The 17,795-nt window shown below is 50.1% G+C and carries 15 protein-coding genes; 11 read left to right on the plus strand and 4 right to left on the minus strand.

The window, feature by feature from the left end; genetic code table 11:
* Nucleotides 1-55: 55 nt before the first annotated feature.
* On the minus strand, nucleotides 56-1,714 hold the full coding sequence (locus F7D20_RS08785) for a putative transporter (protein ID WP_158463721.1): 1,659 nt from the start codon (nucleotides 1,712-1,714) through the stop codon (nucleotides 56-58).
* A 300-nt stretch (nucleotides 1,715-2,014) separates the two neighbouring features.
* Here F7D20_RS08785 and F7D20_RS08790 point away from each other — a divergent pair, with 300 nt between their 5' ends.
* The gene (locus tag F7D20_RS08790) at nucleotides 2,015-2,893 is read left to right on the plus strand and encodes a PfkB family carbohydrate kinase (protein WP_158463722.1); all 879 of its coding nucleotides are present in this window, start codon (nucleotides 2,015-2,017) and stop codon (nucleotides 2,891-2,893) included.
* 6 nt (nucleotides 2,894-2,899) lie between these two features.
* Here the strand turns inward: F7D20_RS08790 and F7D20_RS08795 are convergent, their stop codons facing one another.
* Genes F7D20_RS08795 through F7D20_RS08805 form a run of 3 tightly spaced genes read right to left on the minus strand, consistent with a single transcriptional unit; the run spans nucleotide 2,900 to nucleotide 5,225 of the window.
* The gene (locus F7D20_RS08795) at nucleotides 2,900-3,958 is read right to left on the minus strand and encodes a hypothetical protein (protein WP_158463723.1); all 1,059 of its coding nucleotides are present in this window, start codon (nucleotides 3,956-3,958) and stop codon (nucleotides 2,900-2,902) included.
* An 11-nt stretch (nucleotides 3,959-3,969) separates the two neighbouring features.
* Nucleotides 3,970-4,674, minus strand: coding sequence for a hypothetical protein (locus F7D20_RS08800; protein ID WP_158463724.1), 705 nt, complete (start codon nucleotides 4,672-4,674; stop codon nucleotides 3,970-3,972).
* A 38-nt stretch (nucleotides 4,675-4,712) separates the two neighbouring features.
* Complete coding sequence (locus tag F7D20_RS08805) at nucleotides 4,713-5,225, minus strand: RNA polymerase sigma factor (RefSeq protein ID WP_158463725.1); 513 nt, start codon at nucleotides 5,223-5,225, stop codon at nucleotides 4,713-4,715.
* Nucleotides 5,226-5,979: 754 nt separating this feature from the next.
* Between F7D20_RS08805 and rplM the strand changes: the two genes are divergently transcribed.
* The 10 genes from rplM (at nucleotide 5,980) to F7D20_RS08855 (ending at nucleotide 17,755) form a co-directional block, all read left to right on the plus strand.
* Nucleotides 5,980-6,441, plus strand: coding sequence for a 50S ribosomal protein L13 (gene rplM / locus F7D20_RS08810; RefSeq protein WP_022252192.1), 462 nt, complete (start codon nucleotides 5,980-5,982; stop codon nucleotides 6,439-6,441).
* Nucleotides 6,442-6,451: 10 nt separating this feature from the next.
* Nucleotides 6,452-6,838, plus strand: a complete 387-nt coding sequence (gene rpsI, locus F7D20_RS08815) for a 30S ribosomal protein S9 (RefSeq protein WP_022252191.1) — start codon at nucleotides 6,452-6,454, stop codon at nucleotides 6,836-6,838.
* A gap of 155 nt (nucleotides 6,839-6,993) precedes the next feature.
* Nucleotides 6,994-7,776, plus strand: a complete 783-nt coding sequence (gene rpsB, locus F7D20_RS08820) for a 30S ribosomal protein S2 (RefSeq protein WP_158463726.1) — start codon at nucleotides 6,994-6,996, stop codon at nucleotides 7,774-7,776.
* A 104-nt stretch (nucleotides 7,777-7,880) separates the two neighbouring features.
* Nucleotides 7,881-8,876, plus strand: a complete 996-nt coding sequence (tsf, locus tag F7D20_RS08825; RefSeq protein ID WP_158463727.1) for a translation elongation factor Ts — start codon at nucleotides 7,881-7,883, stop codon at nucleotides 8,874-8,876.
* Nucleotides 8,877-9,041: 165 nt separating this feature from the next.
* Nucleotides 9,042-9,659 (plus strand): fumarylacetoacetate hydrolase family protein, encoded by a 618-nt coding sequence (locus tag F7D20_RS08830; RefSeq protein WP_158463728.1) that lies wholly within the window; start codon nucleotides 9,042-9,044, stop codon nucleotides 9,657-9,659.
* Nucleotides 9,660-9,811: 152 nt separating this feature from the next.
* Nucleotides 9,812-13,420, plus strand: coding sequence for a type IX secretion system sortase PorU (gene porU / locus F7D20_RS08835; RefSeq protein WP_194253536.1), 3,609 nt, complete (start codon nucleotides 9,812-9,814; stop codon nucleotides 13,418-13,420).
* A 159-nt stretch (nucleotides 13,421-13,579) separates the two neighbouring features.
* Nucleotides 13,580-14,761 carry a type IX secretion system outer membrane channel protein PorV gene (porV, locus tag F7D20_RS08840; protein WP_158463729.1) on the plus strand — a complete coding sequence of 394 codons (1,182 nt, stop codon included), beginning with the start codon at nucleotides 13,580-13,582 and terminating at the stop codon, nucleotides 14,759-14,761.
* Nucleotides 14,762-14,772: 11 nt separating this feature from the next.
* Nucleotides 14,773-15,252 carry a 2-C-methyl-D-erythritol 2,4-cyclodiphosphate synthase gene (gene ispF / locus F7D20_RS08845; protein WP_022252184.1) on the plus strand — a complete coding sequence of 160 codons (480 nt, stop codon included), beginning with the start codon at nucleotides 14,773-14,775 and terminating at the stop codon, nucleotides 15,250-15,252.
* A gap of 455 nt (nucleotides 15,253-15,707) precedes the next feature.
* Complete coding sequence (locus F7D20_RS08850; RefSeq protein ID WP_158463730.1) at nucleotides 15,708-16,982, plus strand: glycosyltransferase family 4 protein; 1,275 nt, start codon at nucleotides 15,708-15,710, stop codon at nucleotides 16,980-16,982.
* Nucleotides 16,979-17,755: a glycosyltransferase family 2 protein gene (locus F7D20_RS08855; protein WP_158463731.1), complete on the plus strand. Its 777-nt coding sequence runs from the start codon at nucleotides 16,979-16,981 to the stop codon at nucleotides 17,753-17,755. The genes F7D20_RS08850 and F7D20_RS08855 overlap by 4 nt, the downstream gene beginning before the upstream one ends.
* Nucleotides 17,756-17,795 lie beyond the last annotated feature (40 nt).

Genomic DNA, 17,795 nt, shown 5'->3' on the forward strand with positions numbered 1-17,795 from the left:
AGAAGTTAACTCCTTAACTCCTTTAATTCCTTAAAAAGACAACTCCTCGAAAAAACTATACGAAAAACATGATCAGCACTTGGGCGATAATCACCCTAACAAACATGCCGAGGGGATAAACCGTGGCATAACTGATGCTTGGCGTGTCGCCGTCGATGGTGTCGTTGGCATAGGTCAGCGCCATAGGGTTCGCCATGCTGCCACACAGAATGCCGCAGATGCTGCCAAAGTCGTACTTCTTGGTTTTCAGAATGACGAGTCCCACTATCAGCACAGGCACCACGGTGATGGCAAAGCCTATACCTACCCACATCAGTCCCTCAGGGCGAATCACCGTCTCGAAGAACTGTCCGCCAGCCTCCAGACCCAAACAACCCAGATAGAGCGCCAGTCCCAACTCACGAAGCATCAGTCCGGCGCTGCGCGTCATATAAGAGATGAAATGCACACGTGGACCCAGGGCACCGATGAGGATTCCCATCACGATAGGACCGCCCGCAATACCGAGACGCACAGGAGCCGTCATACCGGGAATGTTGAAAGGTATCGTTCCGATGGCAAGACCCAGGATGATGCCCAGGAAGATGGCGCCAAGATTAGGCTCGTTGAGCGTCTTGACAGCATTGCCTAAAAACTGTTCCACATGGTCGATGCTGGTAGGATCGCCCACCACGGTGAGGCGGTCGCCATACTGCAGTCGCAGGTCGTCGGTGGCAAGAAGGCGAATATCGCCACGGAGCACACGGCTCACATTCACGCCATAAGTGTTGCGCATGGAGAGATGACCCAGCAACTTGCCGTTCAGTCCCGGACGGGTCACCACGATGATGCGGCTCTCCACCTTGGCATCGATGGCGTTCCAGTCCACCTTCTCGCGGTTCCAGTCCTTGTCCACCTTCTTGCCGAAGAGAATCGACATGGCAGAAACCTCATCCTTATTGGTTACCACCAGCACACTGTCGTTGGTGTGCAGCACGGTGTCGGCCTGAGGCACGATGACCTGGTCGCCACGCCACACGCGCGAGATGATGAACTTGCGGTGTGTGAGCAACGAAATCTCGGCTATGGTGTTGCCATTCAGGGCAGGATTCACGATGATATACTGTCCGATGGCAGTATGGTCGTCCTCGTCGTTTCGTCTTATCTCCAGGTCGGCAGGCTTCACAAAGAGCTTGCGCATCGTCATCATCGCCAGGATGACGCCCACCACGCCCAAAGGATAAGTCACGGCACAGCCCAGGGCAGCACCACCGCTGGGAAGTCCCAACTGCTGCAAAGCCTGCTGGGCAGCACCCAGGGCAGGCGTATTGGTAGTAGCGCCGCAGAGAATGCCCACCATGTCGGGCAGACTCACGGGCAGCAGCCAGCACAAAACCAGAGAGAAGAGCGTTCCCACCACGATGACAGCCATCGACCACAGGTTGAGCGCAATGCCCTCATGTCGCATGGAGCCGAAGAAGTTGGGGCCGACATAAAGTCCCAGTACATAAACAAACATGGTGAGTCCGAAGCTCTCGGCAAACTCGAGCATATCCTTGTCGATCGAAAGTCCGAAATGACCGGCAATGATGCCCACAAAGAACACGAAGGCAATGCCGAGAGAAATGCCACGCACCCGAATCTTGCCAAGGGCAAGACCCAGTGTGCAGATAAGAGAAAGTATGACGATGCCCTGCACCGCCGAATGATCGTAGATTAATCCATTAAACCACATGACAATCTATTTCAGCCTTTTATTTCTGAGTTTTTTGTTATTTGCTTTTATTCAGCTGCAAAGGTACAGCATTTTTTCGACAGAGCAAAAGATTGGGTATTAATTTTCGGAAAATATACATAAATCGTCCGAAAGGTATTGGCTCAACTTTCGCATTTTGCTCAACATGAGTCACTTATTGTCCAAAATCGTTTGCCGTTTCGGAGAATTGTGGTAACTTTGCACACAGTTTCAATGCATCAGAAGCGACAGGGTGCAGCATCGTGAAACCACAACACAGACATAATAGAAAAAAAGACAATGACAGATATTTGTTGTATAGGACACATTACTAAAGACAAGATAGTAACTCCCAACCGAACCGTATATATGGCGGGCGGAACCTCATTTTACTTCGCCTACGCCATCAACCAACTGCCCAAAGACATCACCTTCTCATTGGTGACGGCGATGGACCCCACCGAAACCGAGCCGGTGGACCGAATGCGCAAGGCAGGCATCAACGTGATGCTCAACGCATCGCGCAACACGGTGTTCTTCGAAAACCGCTACTTCGGCGAGAACCAGAACGAGCGCAAACAGCGAGTACTCGCCAAGGCCGACCCCTTCACCATCCCGCAGCTCAAGGACGTAAAAGCCAAGGTGTATCATCTGGGCAGCCTGCTGAGCGATGACTTCTCGCCCGAGGTAGTAGAATATCTCGCCACCAAGGGCAGAGTGTCTATCGACGTGCAGGGCTATCTGCGCGAAGTGAGAGACGAGAAAGTTTATCCCGTCGACTGGCAGGACAAACTGAAAGTTCTCAAGAACACCTATTATCTGAAGGTGAACGAGACAGAGATGGAAACCATCACCGGCAAGAAAGATCCGCGCGAGGCAGCCCTGCTGCTACATTCCTGGGGCGTTACCGAAGTCATCATCACCCTGGGCAGCGAGGGCTCGCTCATCTATGTAGACCAAACCTTCTACGAGGTCCCAGCCTATAAGCCTCACGAGGTCGTCGACGCCACAGGCTGTGGCGACACTTACTCAGCAGGTTATCTGTACAGGAGGCTGCAGGGCGCATCACCCTTAGAGGCAGGCAAGTTTGCCGCAGCCATGTGCACCATCAAGCTGGAGCACAATGGCCCCTTCAACCGCACGCAGAAAGACATCCTGCAGATAATGGGAGAAGCTTAGCCGAGCCTATCTGCTCATCGACCGTGCGGTGAGGTCGAGCAGACTTTGCAGATAGTCGTCGTCAGTATCCTTCTTCATCTTGGAGAGGGCGTTGGCGCAAAACTTCCTCTCCTCAGCGTTGAGAAGAGAGCCGTGACCCTTGCATAGCCTGATGATCTTGTTGGCAATGCCCGTCTGCAAGTTGCGGCGCAACTGCGACTGGAACCCCCATCGATACTGATCCTTTGCATTCTTGAAGGCAGCACGCAGGTTGTTGAGCAGAGTGAGGAACTCAGCGCTGTTTTTTGGCTCCGGCTCGTTAGCAGAATACTTCTTGGCAAGGTTTTTCCAGTACTTCACGGTCTGTCCGTTGACCACCACCGAGTCCACGCCGTCGCTGCTGCTTACCACCATACTGCTGAGTCCGTCAGCCAGACTGTTCAGGTCAGCCTCCAGACCCTTCAGGTCGTCTACCTCAGCGACGGTTCCATCAGGATTGATGATGGTGGCACGTCCCGTGACGCGATGAGCCCTTTCCCATGCCGGGTCCCTGCCATAGAACAGATAGACAGAACCTTTGATCAGCTCCTCGTCGCCGTCCTTCCTGGCCCGCCAGCTGTTGCTCTCGTCATTGCTGCTGTACCACACCAGAGTGTACACATATCGCATGGTGCTGTCCTTAGGGTCGCGGAAATACTGCAAATTGTAGTTGCGTTCCTTGTGCGCACCGAAGGTGATGCTCTGCGAATTCTTCTCGCCGTACGCTATTCTTTCCTGTTTGTCAGAGTCGAAGCCCTTCTTCTTGATCATGGAAGAGTAAGCAATCTTGTTGCTGGCGAGCAAAGCCTGGTTGTAAGTCTCTATCGGCTTAGCTTTCCTGACGGGGACAGCATAATCGTAGGAAACAACATACCCCTTGCTGTATTGTTTCTTCGACGAAGTAGCGACATAGTCGTTGGCGGTGAGCCAGGCAGCAAGGTTCTCGAAAGCCTGCTGAGGCATCAGGATAGTTTTCTGTGCGACGGCAGTACCCGAGAGTATCATCAGGCAAGCCATCATGACGATTCTGAGATTCTTTTTCATCATGTTTCCTTTCTTTATTTTACGTTCTCTTGTTCTTGTCCATAATCATCCTCATCGTTATACGATGCCAGGTCTTCAGTCTGCAGGGCGCTGACCAGATACAGGCGGAAGAGCATTTCGTTCTGCTGCTCCTCGAGCGCTTGCAGATGCGCCTCAGCCAAGGCTTCAGGCGACTGCTGCATAGAGTCGATGACAGTCTGAGCAATCCATGTCACAGGAGGCGCCGGACTGTGTAGATGCTTGCGATAGACACCACGTTTGCGAGGTCGCATTTTCGGCCTGACCGCCTGTTTCACCTGATTCCTCACCTCAGTTTCAGCAGCGGGCACAAGGGTCTCAGCAGAGTCATTGTCAGCCCGTGCCAGCGTCGCAGCAGGCGAGGCCGTACTGTCCCCGTTCCTCGCAGGCCAAGTCATAACCACGAGCAGAGCCACGGCGGCGGCAGCAGCAAGCAAGCACCACAGCGGGCGCAGACGTGAACGATAGCGAAGCGGCTCACGGCAAACATCCCCATCAGACATTTCCCCGTCTTCAGGCATCAGCCCATCCGTAGGCATCCCCTTGTCGAAGTAAGCGAACATTTGCTGATAAGGCTTCAAGTCATCGCTCACATCAGCGTGTGCAGCAAACCATTGGCTTATCCGTACCTCCTCCTCTATCGAGGTAAGTCCCTGCATGAATTTCCCGATGAGCAGTCTAATATTCTTTTCTCCATTCATTTTTATATTAATATTTAATGTTCAGTGTTTAACTTCCCTCATTCCCTCGAAATCTCCATTCTTCTTCTGATTTCCGTCAGCATCCTTTGTCGGGCTCTCGACAGGATTGTAGCAGCCGAAGCAGGAGTGATACCGATGATACCGGCAATCTCTTCCATGCTTTTCTTCTCCACCTGTCTCAGGTGCAGCACCTGGTATTGCGTGGATGGCAGTTCGAGCAGTTTCTGTTGCAGCCACATATCATTCTCCTGCGTTTCCATCATCATGTCGGGAGGCGGCTCGTGGCTTTCAGCCTGAAGATGCGGATGCAGCAGCAAGGAGACTTCCCGCTTTTTGCGGTGTCTGTCGATACAGAAGTGTTTGGCGACGCATCCCGTCAGACCTTTAGCATGTTGCGCAGAGGTGATGTCCTTTCTGATGGCCCACAGCCTGAGCATGGTGTCTTGCGCCACGTCTTCGGCAGTCATGCCGTCGGTGCCACAGCCCCTGCAGACGTGCAGGGCTGTTTGCCGCAGCTCGGGAACCAGTGAGGTGAATTCTTTCTCTGTCATGTATGCCTTGTTTTGCTTGTTCTGATGTATAAACGCAGAAATTGGAATTTTATCAACACCTTTAACTTCTCTTAACCTCTGAGGGGTCAGAAGTCCTTAATGACAAATGACACATGACATAATGACACCGGAGGCTTAAAAAATGGCAGCAGAAATACCTGTGCATAAAAATACACAAAAATACTATAGTTAACTGCCAAAAAATAATTTCCCAGTTAGGAAAAAATAATTTCCCAGTTGGGCAGATTATTTTTCCCAGTTAGACAATGTGTTTTTTGACCATTATTGCATAAATTTGCGGAACACGAATAATCCGAGTACGCCCCCTTTCGCTCATACGCATAGACCTGTTGTCACGTACGACGATGTGACTTGCCTATAGGCTTGGGCAATTTCTAATCATGCTGAACTTTTAAAACATCCCGATTTGCAAAAGTTGAGTGTATTATATATTAATGTACGTGCGCGCAAGAAAAACTTGCTTCCTACTTTTTGGTAAAAAAGTACTGTTTAAAATTCAAAATTGAGTTAAATATCTATAAAAGTAAAACGCTTGAGTTTGTAACTTACACATAATTAAATAAAAATGTGTACTTTTGCAGTCCGATTATTTACGGGGATACGCTTAGAGTCCCCTGGGCAGTGTGTGTTAATAGCAATCTCCTGTGGCCGGGAATTGCGGTTAGTGAATCGCCTGTCTAAAAGTGAGTAAAAAGATTTAAAAACGTTTTTTAGTAGTAATTTAAAATTTAAAATGGACACATTAAGTTTCAAGACTATCTCCGTAAACAAGGAGACAGCTAAGAAAGAGTGGGTTGTAATCGACGCAACAGACCAAGTTGTTGGTCGTCTTTGCTCAAAGGTAGCAAAGTTGCTCCGCGGTAAGTACAAGCCAACTTTCACTCCACATGTAGATTGTGGTGACAACGTAATCATTATCAACGCCGCTAAGGTGGTATTCTCTGGTAAGAAGGAGACAGATAAGGTTTACACACGTTACACTGGTTATCCTGGTGGTCAGCGCTTCAATACTCCAGCTGAGTTGCGCACACGTCCTGATGGCATGGACAAGATTTTGCGTCATGCAGTAAAGGGTATGTTGCCAAAGGGCCGTTTGGGTCGTTCTCTGATGGACAACCTCTTCATTTACGATGGCACAGAGCACAAGCATGAGGCTCAGAAGCCAAAGGCAATTGATATTAACCAGTATAAATAATTAAGGTAGAATGGAAGTAATTAATGCAATTGGTCGCCGCAAGAGCGCTGTAGCTCGTGTATACCTTTCAGAAGGTACAGGTAAGATCACAATCAACAAGAAAGATATTGAGACATATTTCCCATCAGCAATCCTTCGCTATGTAGTGAAGCAGCCATTGCAGTTGCTCGAGGCTGAGGGTAAGTATGATATTAAGGCAAACCTCGATGGCGGTGGTTTCACCGGTCAGAGCCAGGCTCTTCGCCTCGCTATTGCCCGCGCGCTCGTTAAGATCGACGCTGAGGACAAGAAGGCATTGAAGGATGCAGGCTTCATGACACGTGACTCACGTGCTGTAGAGCGTAAGAAGCCAGGTCAGCCAAAGGCTCGTCGTCGCTTCCAGTTCAGCAAGCGTTAATCTTATACATATTATATATATACAGATTATATATAGCTGAGCTAAAAAGTTTAGTATCTAAATCGGTGAGATTCCATTAATCGGGGACTACTCATCGACTGATCTAACAATTAGATTCAAAAAGAAAGTAAACAACAATTAAACAAGAAAAGACAATGTCAAGAACAAATTTTGACCAGTTACTTCAGGCAGGTTGCCACTTCGGACACCTCCGTCGCAAGTGGAATCCAGCAATGGCTCCTTACATCTTCATGGAGCGTAACGGTATTCATATTATCGACCTTAACAAGACCGTAGCCAAGGTAGACGAGGCTGCTGAGGTACTTAAGGGAATCGCCAAGTCAGGTAAGAAAATCCTGTTTGTCGCTACTAAAAAACAAGCTAAGGACATCGTAGCCGAGAAGGCTGCCTCTGTCAACATGCCTTACGTTATTGAGCGCTGGCCAGGTGGTATGCTCACTAACTTCCCTACAATCCGTAAGGCTGTCAAGAAAATGGCAAACATCGATAAGCTGATGAATGATGGTACATTCTCTAACCTTTCTAAGCGCGAGTTGCTTCAGGTAAGCCGTCAGCGTGCCAAGTTGGAGAAGAACCTTGGTTCTATCGCCGACCTGACTCGTCTTCCAAGCGCACTCTTCGTTATCGACGTAATGAAGGAGCACATCGCTGTTAAGGAGGCTAACCGTCTGGGTATTCCAGTGTTCGGTATCGTTGATACCAACTCTGATCCTAAGAATATCGATTACATCATCCCAGCCAACGACGATGCAAAGGATTCAGTAGAGGTAATTCTCTCTGCTGTTTGCGGTGCTATCGCTGAGGGTCTTGAGGAGCGCAAGGCAGAGAAGGCTGATGAGAAGGCTGCTGCCGAGCAGAAGGATCAGCCTAAGAAGAAGGCTGCCCGCAAGGAAGAGGCTGCTGAGGCTGCTGAGTAATCAGGCAAAGGCTTAATAAGCTCTGAGCCATCATCCAGGAAAGGGGTGGCTCAGTGCTATAGCAACAAATAGAACATTAACTATTTTAATTAAAGAAAAATATTATGGCTGTTTCAATTGAAGATATCAAGAAACTTCGCGCTATGACAGGTGCTGGTCTTGCTGACGTAAAGAAGGCTCTGACAGAGGCTGAAGGTGATTTCGATAAGGCAAAGGAGTTGCTCCGTGAGCGTGGACTCGCTATCGCTGCAAAGCGTTCTGACCGCGAGACATCTAATGGTTGCGTTCTCGTTAAGAAGGTTAACGATTTTGCTGCTATCATCGCTCTCAAGTGCGAGACAGACTTCGTTGCCAATGGTGCTGACTTTATCAAGTTGACATCTGACATCCTCGATGCTGCTATCGCTGCCAAGGCTCACACTCTCGACGAGGTGAAGACTTTGAAGGTTGGCGAGTCTGATGCTCAGGCTGCTGTAACACAGCGCTCTGGTATCACAGGCGAGAAGATGGAGCTCGACGGCTACTGTGTTCTCGAGGGTGAGAACATCGAGGTTTACGACCATATGAACAAGCACACTCTGTGTACTATGGTTCAGCTCAACGAGAACAACGAGGAGGCTGGTCACAAGGTTGCTATGCAGGTAGCTGCTATGCGTCCTGTAGCTCTCGACGAGTCTTCTGTTTCTGAGGAGACTAAGAAGACAGAGCTCGAGGTAGCTGTGGCTAAGACCAAGGAAGAGCTCGTAGAGAAGGCTGTTAACGCAGCATTGAAGAAGGCTGGCATCAACCCAGCTCACGTTGACTCTGAGGATCACATCGAGAGCAACACCAAGAAGGGTTGGTTGACACCTGAGCAGGCTGAGGAGGCACGCAACATCAAGAAGACTGTAAGTGAGGAGAAGGCTGCTTCTTTGAACCCAACTATGATCCAGAACATTGCTAATGGTCGTCTGGCTAAGTTCTTCAAGGAGAACTGCCTCGTTGATCAGGAGTTCCAGTTCGGTGATGGCGACAAGCAGACTGTTGCTCAGTACCTCGCTTCTCAGAGCAAGGATCTCAAGATCGTTGCTTACAAGCGCTTCACTCTTGCTGCTGAGTAATCTGCTGTTGCGGACGAAATGCTTGGCATGGCAAGATTAATTTGACTTATAGTTAAATTAGAATATCAGGGAGTTATGGAGTCAAGGCTTACGCTTTGCTTCTAACTCCCATTTCTTTTTTATTGAACTTTAGCAAGTTCAGAAGTTATAGAAGTTTTAGAAGTTATGAAGATATTTGCCATAGGCATGAACTATGCCGAACACAATAAATCGCTACATGACACGTTATCTAAACCAGAGAGACCTGTCATTTTCACCAAAGCCGACTCGGCGTTGCTGAAGGATGGAAAACCATTCTTCATCCCTGATCATCTGGGACGTATAGAGTACGAGACAGAGTTGGTGGTTCGCATCTGCAGGTTGGGAAAGACCATCCCGCAGCGCTTCGCCCACAGATATTATGATGCGGTGACGGTAGGAATCGACTTCACAGCCCGTGAGATGCAGAAGAGGCTGCGTGAGGCTGGCCAGCCATGGGAACTTGCCAAGGGCTTCGATGGTTCGGCGGCGATAGGTTCATGGATGGATGTGCAGAAGTTTCGCGACATACAGGCCATTCATTTCCATCTCGACATCAATGGCAAGACTGTACAGGAAGGTTGCTCCAGCGATATGTTCTACAAGGTGGACGAGATTATCTCTTATATCAGTCAGTACTTCACGCTGAAGACGGGCGACTTGCTCTATACAGGCTGTCCTACCGGTTGTGGACCTGTCAGCATTGACGACCATCTCGAAGGTTATCTTGAAGACTGGAAGGTGCTCGACTTCAATTGCAAGTAGTTACATTTGCAAACAACCCGATGAAAGCTGTTCGTAAGGTTTTCTGAGTAAGTGCTTTTAACAAGCCACTCGAAAGAACAGTACGGATTTACAGAACAGGGCGGTGGAATTTATCTTCCGCCTCATAAGAAACAAGTTTGTTATTCCAAGAAATGACGAATAAAAGAGTTAGGATATTTTTCGTGTGGATGGCTTTGCTGGTTCTTGCTCTGCCGGCAAAGGCACAGCAGCGGTTCTTTAACTTGACAGCCGACGAGGTCAAGGTCGACTCAGTGTTGCCACATTTTCTCTATTCCATTCCTTTGCCCGAAAACTATCAGGACTCGGTCTACACCGTCTCGGTGAAATATCCAGAATATATGGATATGACCGTGAGCGATGTGGCCAACTACAATCGCATATCCGGTGCAGCCCTGCCTTCGCAGGTGCCTCTTAGTCAGAATATCTCCGTGAGCAGAAGGAAAGGATATCTTGTGGCTTCCTTCTGCCCATTGGTTTTCCGCAACAATAAATATCAGATGCTGGTGAGTTTCATGCTCGATGTCAAGGCAAAGGCCGTGAAGAACAGCGTGCTGCGCCAACGCAAGAACGACAAGGCTTATGCCTCGGCAGCCGACATCTATGCCGAACATTCTTTACTTGCCTCGGGCAAGTGGGCAAAGATAAGAGTCAGCTCTTCAGGTGTTTACCAGCTTACCGATGCCACGGTTCGTCAGGCAGGCTTCTCCAATATCAATAAGGTGAAGATTTATGGCTATGGCGGCAATCTGCAGAACGAGGCTCTTTATGCCAACGACCTGGCCCGCACCGATGATTTGAAGGAAGTGCCCCAGTGTGTCGTAGGCGGAAAACATCTGTTTTATGCCAAGGGTCCTGTCAGCTGGACGTCCAACTCATCGACTGTCCGCCGACGCAATCCTTATTCCGATTACGGTTATTATTTTATTACCCAGAGCGACGAGGAGCCTGCCACGGTCGACTCGGCAGCCTTTGTTTCCTCTTTCTATCCGTCGCCCGATGACTATCATTCGCTTTACGAGGTCGATGGCTACAGCTGGTATAATGGCGGACGAAATCTCTTCGACCCTACGCCCATCAGCGTGGGCGGCAGTCAGCAGGTAGTGATCACCAACACCACTGGCAGTCAGAAAGGACGCCTTACCGTCAATGTCTCGGCAGGAGGAAATAACCAAATACGCATTCTGCTCAACGGCAAGGACATAGGTACCTTGAATGTTCGTATTCTGGATTATTGCAAGGCAGGGCAGGTGGGTGGCACCTATTCGCTCGACAATCTTAGGATAGACGCCAAGGACACCGTCACCATCGTGAATGTGAGCGGTGAGACAGCCCGTCTTGACTATGTGTCGATGGCTTGGGAGAAGGCGATTCCGCTGTCGCCTCTGTCGGGAAAGCATCCTACAGCCACTTATGTGAAGAACATTACCAATCAGGATCTTCATGCTGACGGTCAGGCCGACCTGGTCATCATCGTTCCCTCCTCAGGCGCACTGTTGAAGCAGGCACAGCGCCTAAAGGAGTTCCATGAGAGTCATGACGGTATGCGGGTGAATATAGTTGCCGCCGACCAACTGTACAATGAGTTCTCGAGTGGCACACCCGATGCCAATGCCTATCGTCGCTATCTCAGAATGTTGCAGGACAGAGCTGCGACAGAGGCCGACATGCCTAAGTATCTGTTGCTCTTTGGCGACTGCGTTTGGGACAACCGCATGCTCACAGCCGACTGCAAGCGGTTTGATCCAGACGATTACCTTCTCGTCTATGAGAGCGAGAACTCGTTTAGCGAGACAACCTGCTATGCAGGTGACAGCTGGATGGGCATCCTGGCCGAAGGTGCAGGTTCCGACGCACGACGTGAGCTGCAGGACGTAGGCGTGGGCCGATTCCCGGTAACCACAGTAGCCGAGGCGAAAATCATGGTCGACAAGACCATCAATTACAGCAAGAATCAGAATGGCGGAGCCTGGCAGAACACCATCATGTTCATGGGTGACGATGGAAATGACAATATCCACATGCAGGATGTCGACTCTGTGGCCAATAGCGTGGGCAGGGATTATCCCAATTTCCTGATCAAGAAAGTGATGTGGGACGCCTATACCCGTGAGAGTTCAGCCACTGGCAATACATATCCAGAGGTGAGCAAGATCATCCGCCAGCAACAGGCCAACGGAGCCTTGGTCATGGACTATGGAGGGCATGGCAACACCACCCTCATCTCGCACGAGTCAGTACTTGGATTGAGCGATTTTAGCGAGTCGCGCACCTCCAATCTGCCATTGTGGGTGACAGCAGCCTGCGACATTATGCCTTTCGACGGCGTAACGGAAACAATAGGCGAGGCAGCCGTGCTCAACGAGAAGGGCGGAGCCGTAGCTTTCTATGGAACGGCCCGTACCGTTTTCACATCCGCCAACAAATACATCAACCATGCTTTCATGAAGCGTGTGCTCTCCCTGCAGGACGGCAAGCCCATTGCTTTAGGCGAGGCTCACCGACTGGCGCAGAACGACGTGATGTTGGGAACCAACCGTTATCCGACCCCTACCCGGGAAGACCCCAACAAGACGAGTCCCGAACAGGACAATACCGAGAACCACCTGCAGTATTCGCTGTTGGGCGATCCAGCCCTGTCGCTCAATCTTCCTACAGCCCAGGTTGTGGTCGACGAAATCGACGGTGTGGCTGTCGGTTCAGGAACGATGCCTACGGTCAAGGCAGGATCTGTGATCAAGATGAAAGGACATGTGGCAGGAGTAGAAGGATTCAATGGTGTGGTGACAGCAACGGTGCGTGACACTCAGGAAGAGATAACCTGTAAGCTGAACAACACCAGCAATGACGGCGCAGAGGTGGCGTTCAAGTATTTAGACCGCACCAAGACGCTCTATCATGGTTCCGACAGCATTCGCAACAGCAGTTTCGAGCTGACGTTTGCCGTGCCCAAGGACATCAACTATGCCGATGGTCAGGGAATGATCAATCTCTATGCCCTGAATACCGATAAGACCATCAGAGCCAATGGCTCCTGCGACCAGTTTATTGTGGGAGGAAGTGCCGAGGCAAAGAACGATTCGGTAGGCCCTTCCATCTATTGCTATCTCAACTCGCCTTCGTTTGTTGATGGTGGAAATGTGAACAGCACGCCTTATTTTGTGGCAGAGATCAAGGATAAGGACGGCATCAATGCAGCCGGCAGCGGAATAGGTCACGACCTTCAGCTCGTCATCGATGGCGACATGGCGAAGACCTATACGCTCAACAACAACTTCAGCTACGATTTCGGAACCTATACCAGTGGCTCCACCTTTTATAGTATTCCCGAGTTGGAGGAAGGACCTCACAGACTGCAGTTCCGCGCATGGGACATTCAGAACAACAGCTCAACAGCCGTGCTTCACTTCAACGTGGTGAAAGTTTTGCGTCCGCAGCTCTTCAACATCGGCGTGACCAACAATCCAGCCCGTACTTCCACCACGTTCATCATCAGTCATGACCGTATGGAGAGCAACATGGATGTAGTCATCGAACTCTTCGATGCGGCAGGCAGACAGATGTGGCGTCATGCCGAGAGCGGAGTGTCGGCTACGGGCAATTATACGGTCGACTGGGATTTGTCGGTAGATGGTGGCCGCCCCCTGCAGACGGGCGTCTATCTCTATCGTGTCAAAGTGTCGTCGGAAGGCAGCAGCTATGTGTCGAAGACGAAGAAGCTCATTGTCATCAGCAACAGATAAGACAGGCGATAAAACAATAACAGAACTTCTATAACTTCAGAACCCAGCGAAAGTTGAGAAAATAAGAGGATATTAACAACAAATAAGGCGCACGGCAAAATAAAAAGGCTGCTTCTGCGTTTTATTTTAGGCAACAGAATAATAAACCACAAAGAAGATATGAACAAAGCATTCAGAATATTACTGGCGGTGCTCATGGTGCAGCTCTCTCTGCAGGCGAGTGCTCAGGAAAAGAAGGATCTTTTCAATCCTGTCAACTATGCGGTCGTTTCGCAGACCATAGCTCCTGATGCCCGTGGCGGCGGTTTGGGAGACGTGGGTGCGGCCACCGACCCAGATGTCAACTCTCAGTACTGGAACCCTGCCAAATATCCTTTCTGTATCTCGCGTGCAGGAGTGGCGCTCAACTTCACACCTTGGCTTCGCTCGTTGGTCAACGATATGAACCTTGCCTATTTGGCAGGCTATTACCGCATTGGCGACCACAGCGCCGTGTCGAGTTCGTTGCGCTATTTCAATCTGGGTAAAGTCTACACCTCTTACGAGGGAGCCGAGTCGGGAGAAGGAACCACTATCAATCCTTACGAGATGTCGCTCGACGTAGCTTACTCGCTGATGCTGAGCGAGACATTCTCACTCTCTGCCGCTTTGCGCTGGATTTATTCCGACATGCGTTTTGATGAGCGCGAGGACAATTCTCCCGCTTCCGCCTTCGCTGCCGACATTGCAGCCTATTATCAGAACTATATCAACATCGGCCAGCGTGAGTGCCAGTTGGGTATCGGTCTCAACATCTCCAACATCGGTAGTAAGATCAAGTTTAGCGGCAATGAGTACAGCGAGTTCTTGCCAGCCAACCTCCGATTGGGCGCCTCGCTGATGATTCCTATCGACGAGTACAACCGCCTCACCATTGCTGCCGATGCCAACAAGCTGTTGGTACCTACCGTTCCCAAGCAGGAAGAGGGAGAGGACAATTCAGAATATGAAGACCGCGTGCATCGCGAGTATAATGATATTTCAGCTATCCGAGGCATTTTCAAGAGTTTCGGCGATGCGCCAGGCGGATTCAAGGAAGAGCTGCAGGAGATTTACTATGGCGTAGGAGCAGAGTACACCTATAATGACAAGTTCTCGCTCCGTGCAGGCTATCATCACGAAGCCGAGAACAAGGGCAACCGCAAGTACTTTACCGTCGGTGCCGGTTTCAAGATGAGTGTGTTCCAGCTCGATGCCGGTTATGTAGTAGCCACCGCCAAGAGCAATCCGCTCGACCAGACGTTGCGCTTTTCGCTCACCTTTGATATGGATGGCATCAAGGACCTGTTCAAGAGAAGATAAACCCCAAAATGATGAATATTCGAGTAGGATTCGGCTATGATGTCCACAAGTTGGTGGCAGGGCGCGAGCTTTGGCTTGGCGGCATCAAACTAAATTATGAGTTGGGCTTGTTGGGGCACAGCGATGCTGATGTGCTGATACATGCCATTTGTGACGCACTCTTGGGAGCAGCCAATATGCGCGATATCGGCTATCATTTCCCTGACACTTCGGCCGAGACGCTGAATGTCGATTCCAAGATATTGCTTCGCAAGACCATCGGACTGATAGCCACCAAGGGTTATCAGGTGGGCAACATCGATGCCACAGTGTGTGCAGAGCGCCCTAAACTCAATCCTCATGTGCCAGCCATGAAAGCCTGTCTGGCAGAAGTGATGAACACTGACGAGGACAACATCTCCATCAAGGCAACCACTACCGAGAAGCTGGGTTTCACGGGCAGAATGGAAGGAATATCGGCTTATGCCACGGTTCTCATAGTGAAAGCTTAACGACCGTTAATGGATGATTAAAATGTGTTGTGTTCGGGCACATTTGATTGATTTATATCAAATAAACACTAAAATCTATCATTTTCCTTTCAAAATGTTTGGAGATATAGCAAAAAATGTTGTATCTTTGCATCGTCAAAAGGTTAATAGATTGTTTAGGTTAGTAGTAATAGATTTAGGTTTTTAGTTATTAGGTTTTAAGGTAGATTGTTTAACAGATAACAAAGGGGATCGTGAGATTGCCTTTGGATTAGAAAAATTAAAGTTAAACATAATGATACGCTGCAGCTCGTTGAGAGTTGCAGCGTGTTTTTTTAGTGACACTTATCATTTTGTAGTGTCTTTTGTTTTGTGTTTTCCCCAAATAGCATTATCTTTGCACATGTGTAAGATTGCATACGTCCTGCCGTGTCGAGCCGGGCAAGCATGCAGTCGAATAATAAAACATGCAAACGATGCGAGTACTCATAGTAAATACAAGCGAGCAGACCGGTGGCGCCGCAGTAGCAGCCAACCGTCTGATGGATGCTCTTAACAACAATGGAGTTAAGGCCAAGATGTTGGTGCGCGATAAGGAGACAGAGTCGATCACAGTGGCTCAAATGCCCCGTTCCATCTTCGGACAGTGGCATTTCCTGTGGGAGCGTTGGTGTATCTTCTGGCACATGCGCTTCTCCAAGCTTCATCTCTTCGACGTCGACATCGCCAATTCGGGTTACGACATAACGGGCTTGCCTGAGTTCAGGGAGGCCGACATCATCCATCTGCACTGGATCAATCAGGGCATGCTCTCATTGGGTTCTATCCGCAAGATACTCAAGAGCGGAAAGCCCGTGGTATGGACCATGCACGACATGTGGCCAGCCACCTCGCTGTGCCATCTCACCATGGGGTGCAACAAGTTCCACAGCGGTTGCGCGAAGTGCAAGTATCTGCCTTCAGGAGGCTTTTGGGGCGATTTGGCAGCCAAGGTGTGGTGCCGCAAGCAGAATCTCTACAGGCAGAACAACATCCTCTTTGTGGCTTGCAGCAAGTGGCTGGCAGGCGAGGCGAAGTCGAGTCTGCTTCTCTCCGGGCAGAAAGTGGTAAGCATCCCCAATCCCATCGACTCCCGAGTATATTGTCCAGCCGATCGTCAGGAAGCCCGCACCCGTGCCATCCTGCCAGCCGACAAGCGCATCATCCTCTTCATAGCCCAGCGAGCCACCAATCCCTACAAGGGCATGAATTATCTTATGGAAGCCTGCCAGCAGCTGGCAGACAAATATCCCGAGATGCGCGACAACACCTGTGTCGCCATCCTTGGCGGCCATAGCGAGGAACTGGAGGGCAAGTTGCCCTTCCCGTCCATCTCGTTGGGATACGTGAGCGACGACCGTCGCATCGCCGATATTTATCGTTCGGCAGATGTCTTTGTGCTTCCCTCGCTTTCCGAGAATCTGCCCAATACCATCATGGAGGCGATGGCTTGCGGCGTGCCCAGCGTAGGTTTCAAGGTAGGCGGCATTCCCGAGATGATAGATCATCGCAAGAACGGTTATGTGGCCAACTATCGTGATGCAGCCGATCTGGCGGAAGGAATCCACTGGGTGCTCTTCGAAGCCGATGCCGACGAGGTGCGCAGCAACTGTCTGCACAAGGTGTCGTCCAGCTATTCGCAGCACGTCGTGGCACTCAAGTACATCGAAGTCTACAATCAGGCGATGGCCTATAAAAACTACCGTATATGATCAAATTCACCATCATCACCTGTACCTATAACGCAGAACGGGTGCTGCAGAGAACCCTCGACAGCGTGAAGAAACAAACCTATTGCAGCATCGAGCACATCATCATGGACGGAGGCTCTTCCGACAAGACCCTGTCCATGGTAAGAGCCTACCAGCACAAGATAAGCAAGGGCGAGAATGCCCACGACATCGTTGTCGTGTCGGAGCCCGACCGAGGACTCTACGATGCGATGAACAAGTCGATAGACCGAGCCACGGGCGACTATTTAGTGTTTCTCAATGCTGGCGATGTGTTTCCATCTGCCGAAACATTGGAGTATGTAGCAGGTTGTGTGGGTGAAGGTGAAGTGCTTCCTGGTGTGCTCTATGGCGATACCGACATTGTAGATGCAACAGGGCGCTTTCTGCATCATCGACGTTTGCAGCCACCTGCTCACCTGTCTTGGCGTTCGTTTCGTTGGGGTATGTTGGTTTGCCATCAGTCATTCTATGCCCGTACCGACTTAGCGAAAGCCATCCATTACAATCTCAGCTATCGTTATTCAGCCGATGTAGACTGGTGCATACGTGTGATGAAAGAGTCTGCAAGGCTTCACCTGCCATTGCGCAATGTGGGTGCTGTCATCACCCATTATCTCGATGGAGGTATGTCGGTGCAGAACCATCGTGCTTCTCTTCGCGAGCGCTTCGAGGTGATGCGCACCCATTACGGGCTGCTCACTACGCTCTTTGTTCATGCTTGGTTTGTGGTTCGTAGCATCTTCAAAAGATAAGAGTTTCCTTCGTGATTTTATCTCGACAACCCAGATGTTG

Origin of the sequence: Segatella copri, assembly GCF_009495355.1 — a bacterium.
Taxonomy (GTDB): domain Bacteria; phylum Bacteroidota; class Bacteroidia; order Bacteroidales; family Bacteroidaceae; genus Prevotella.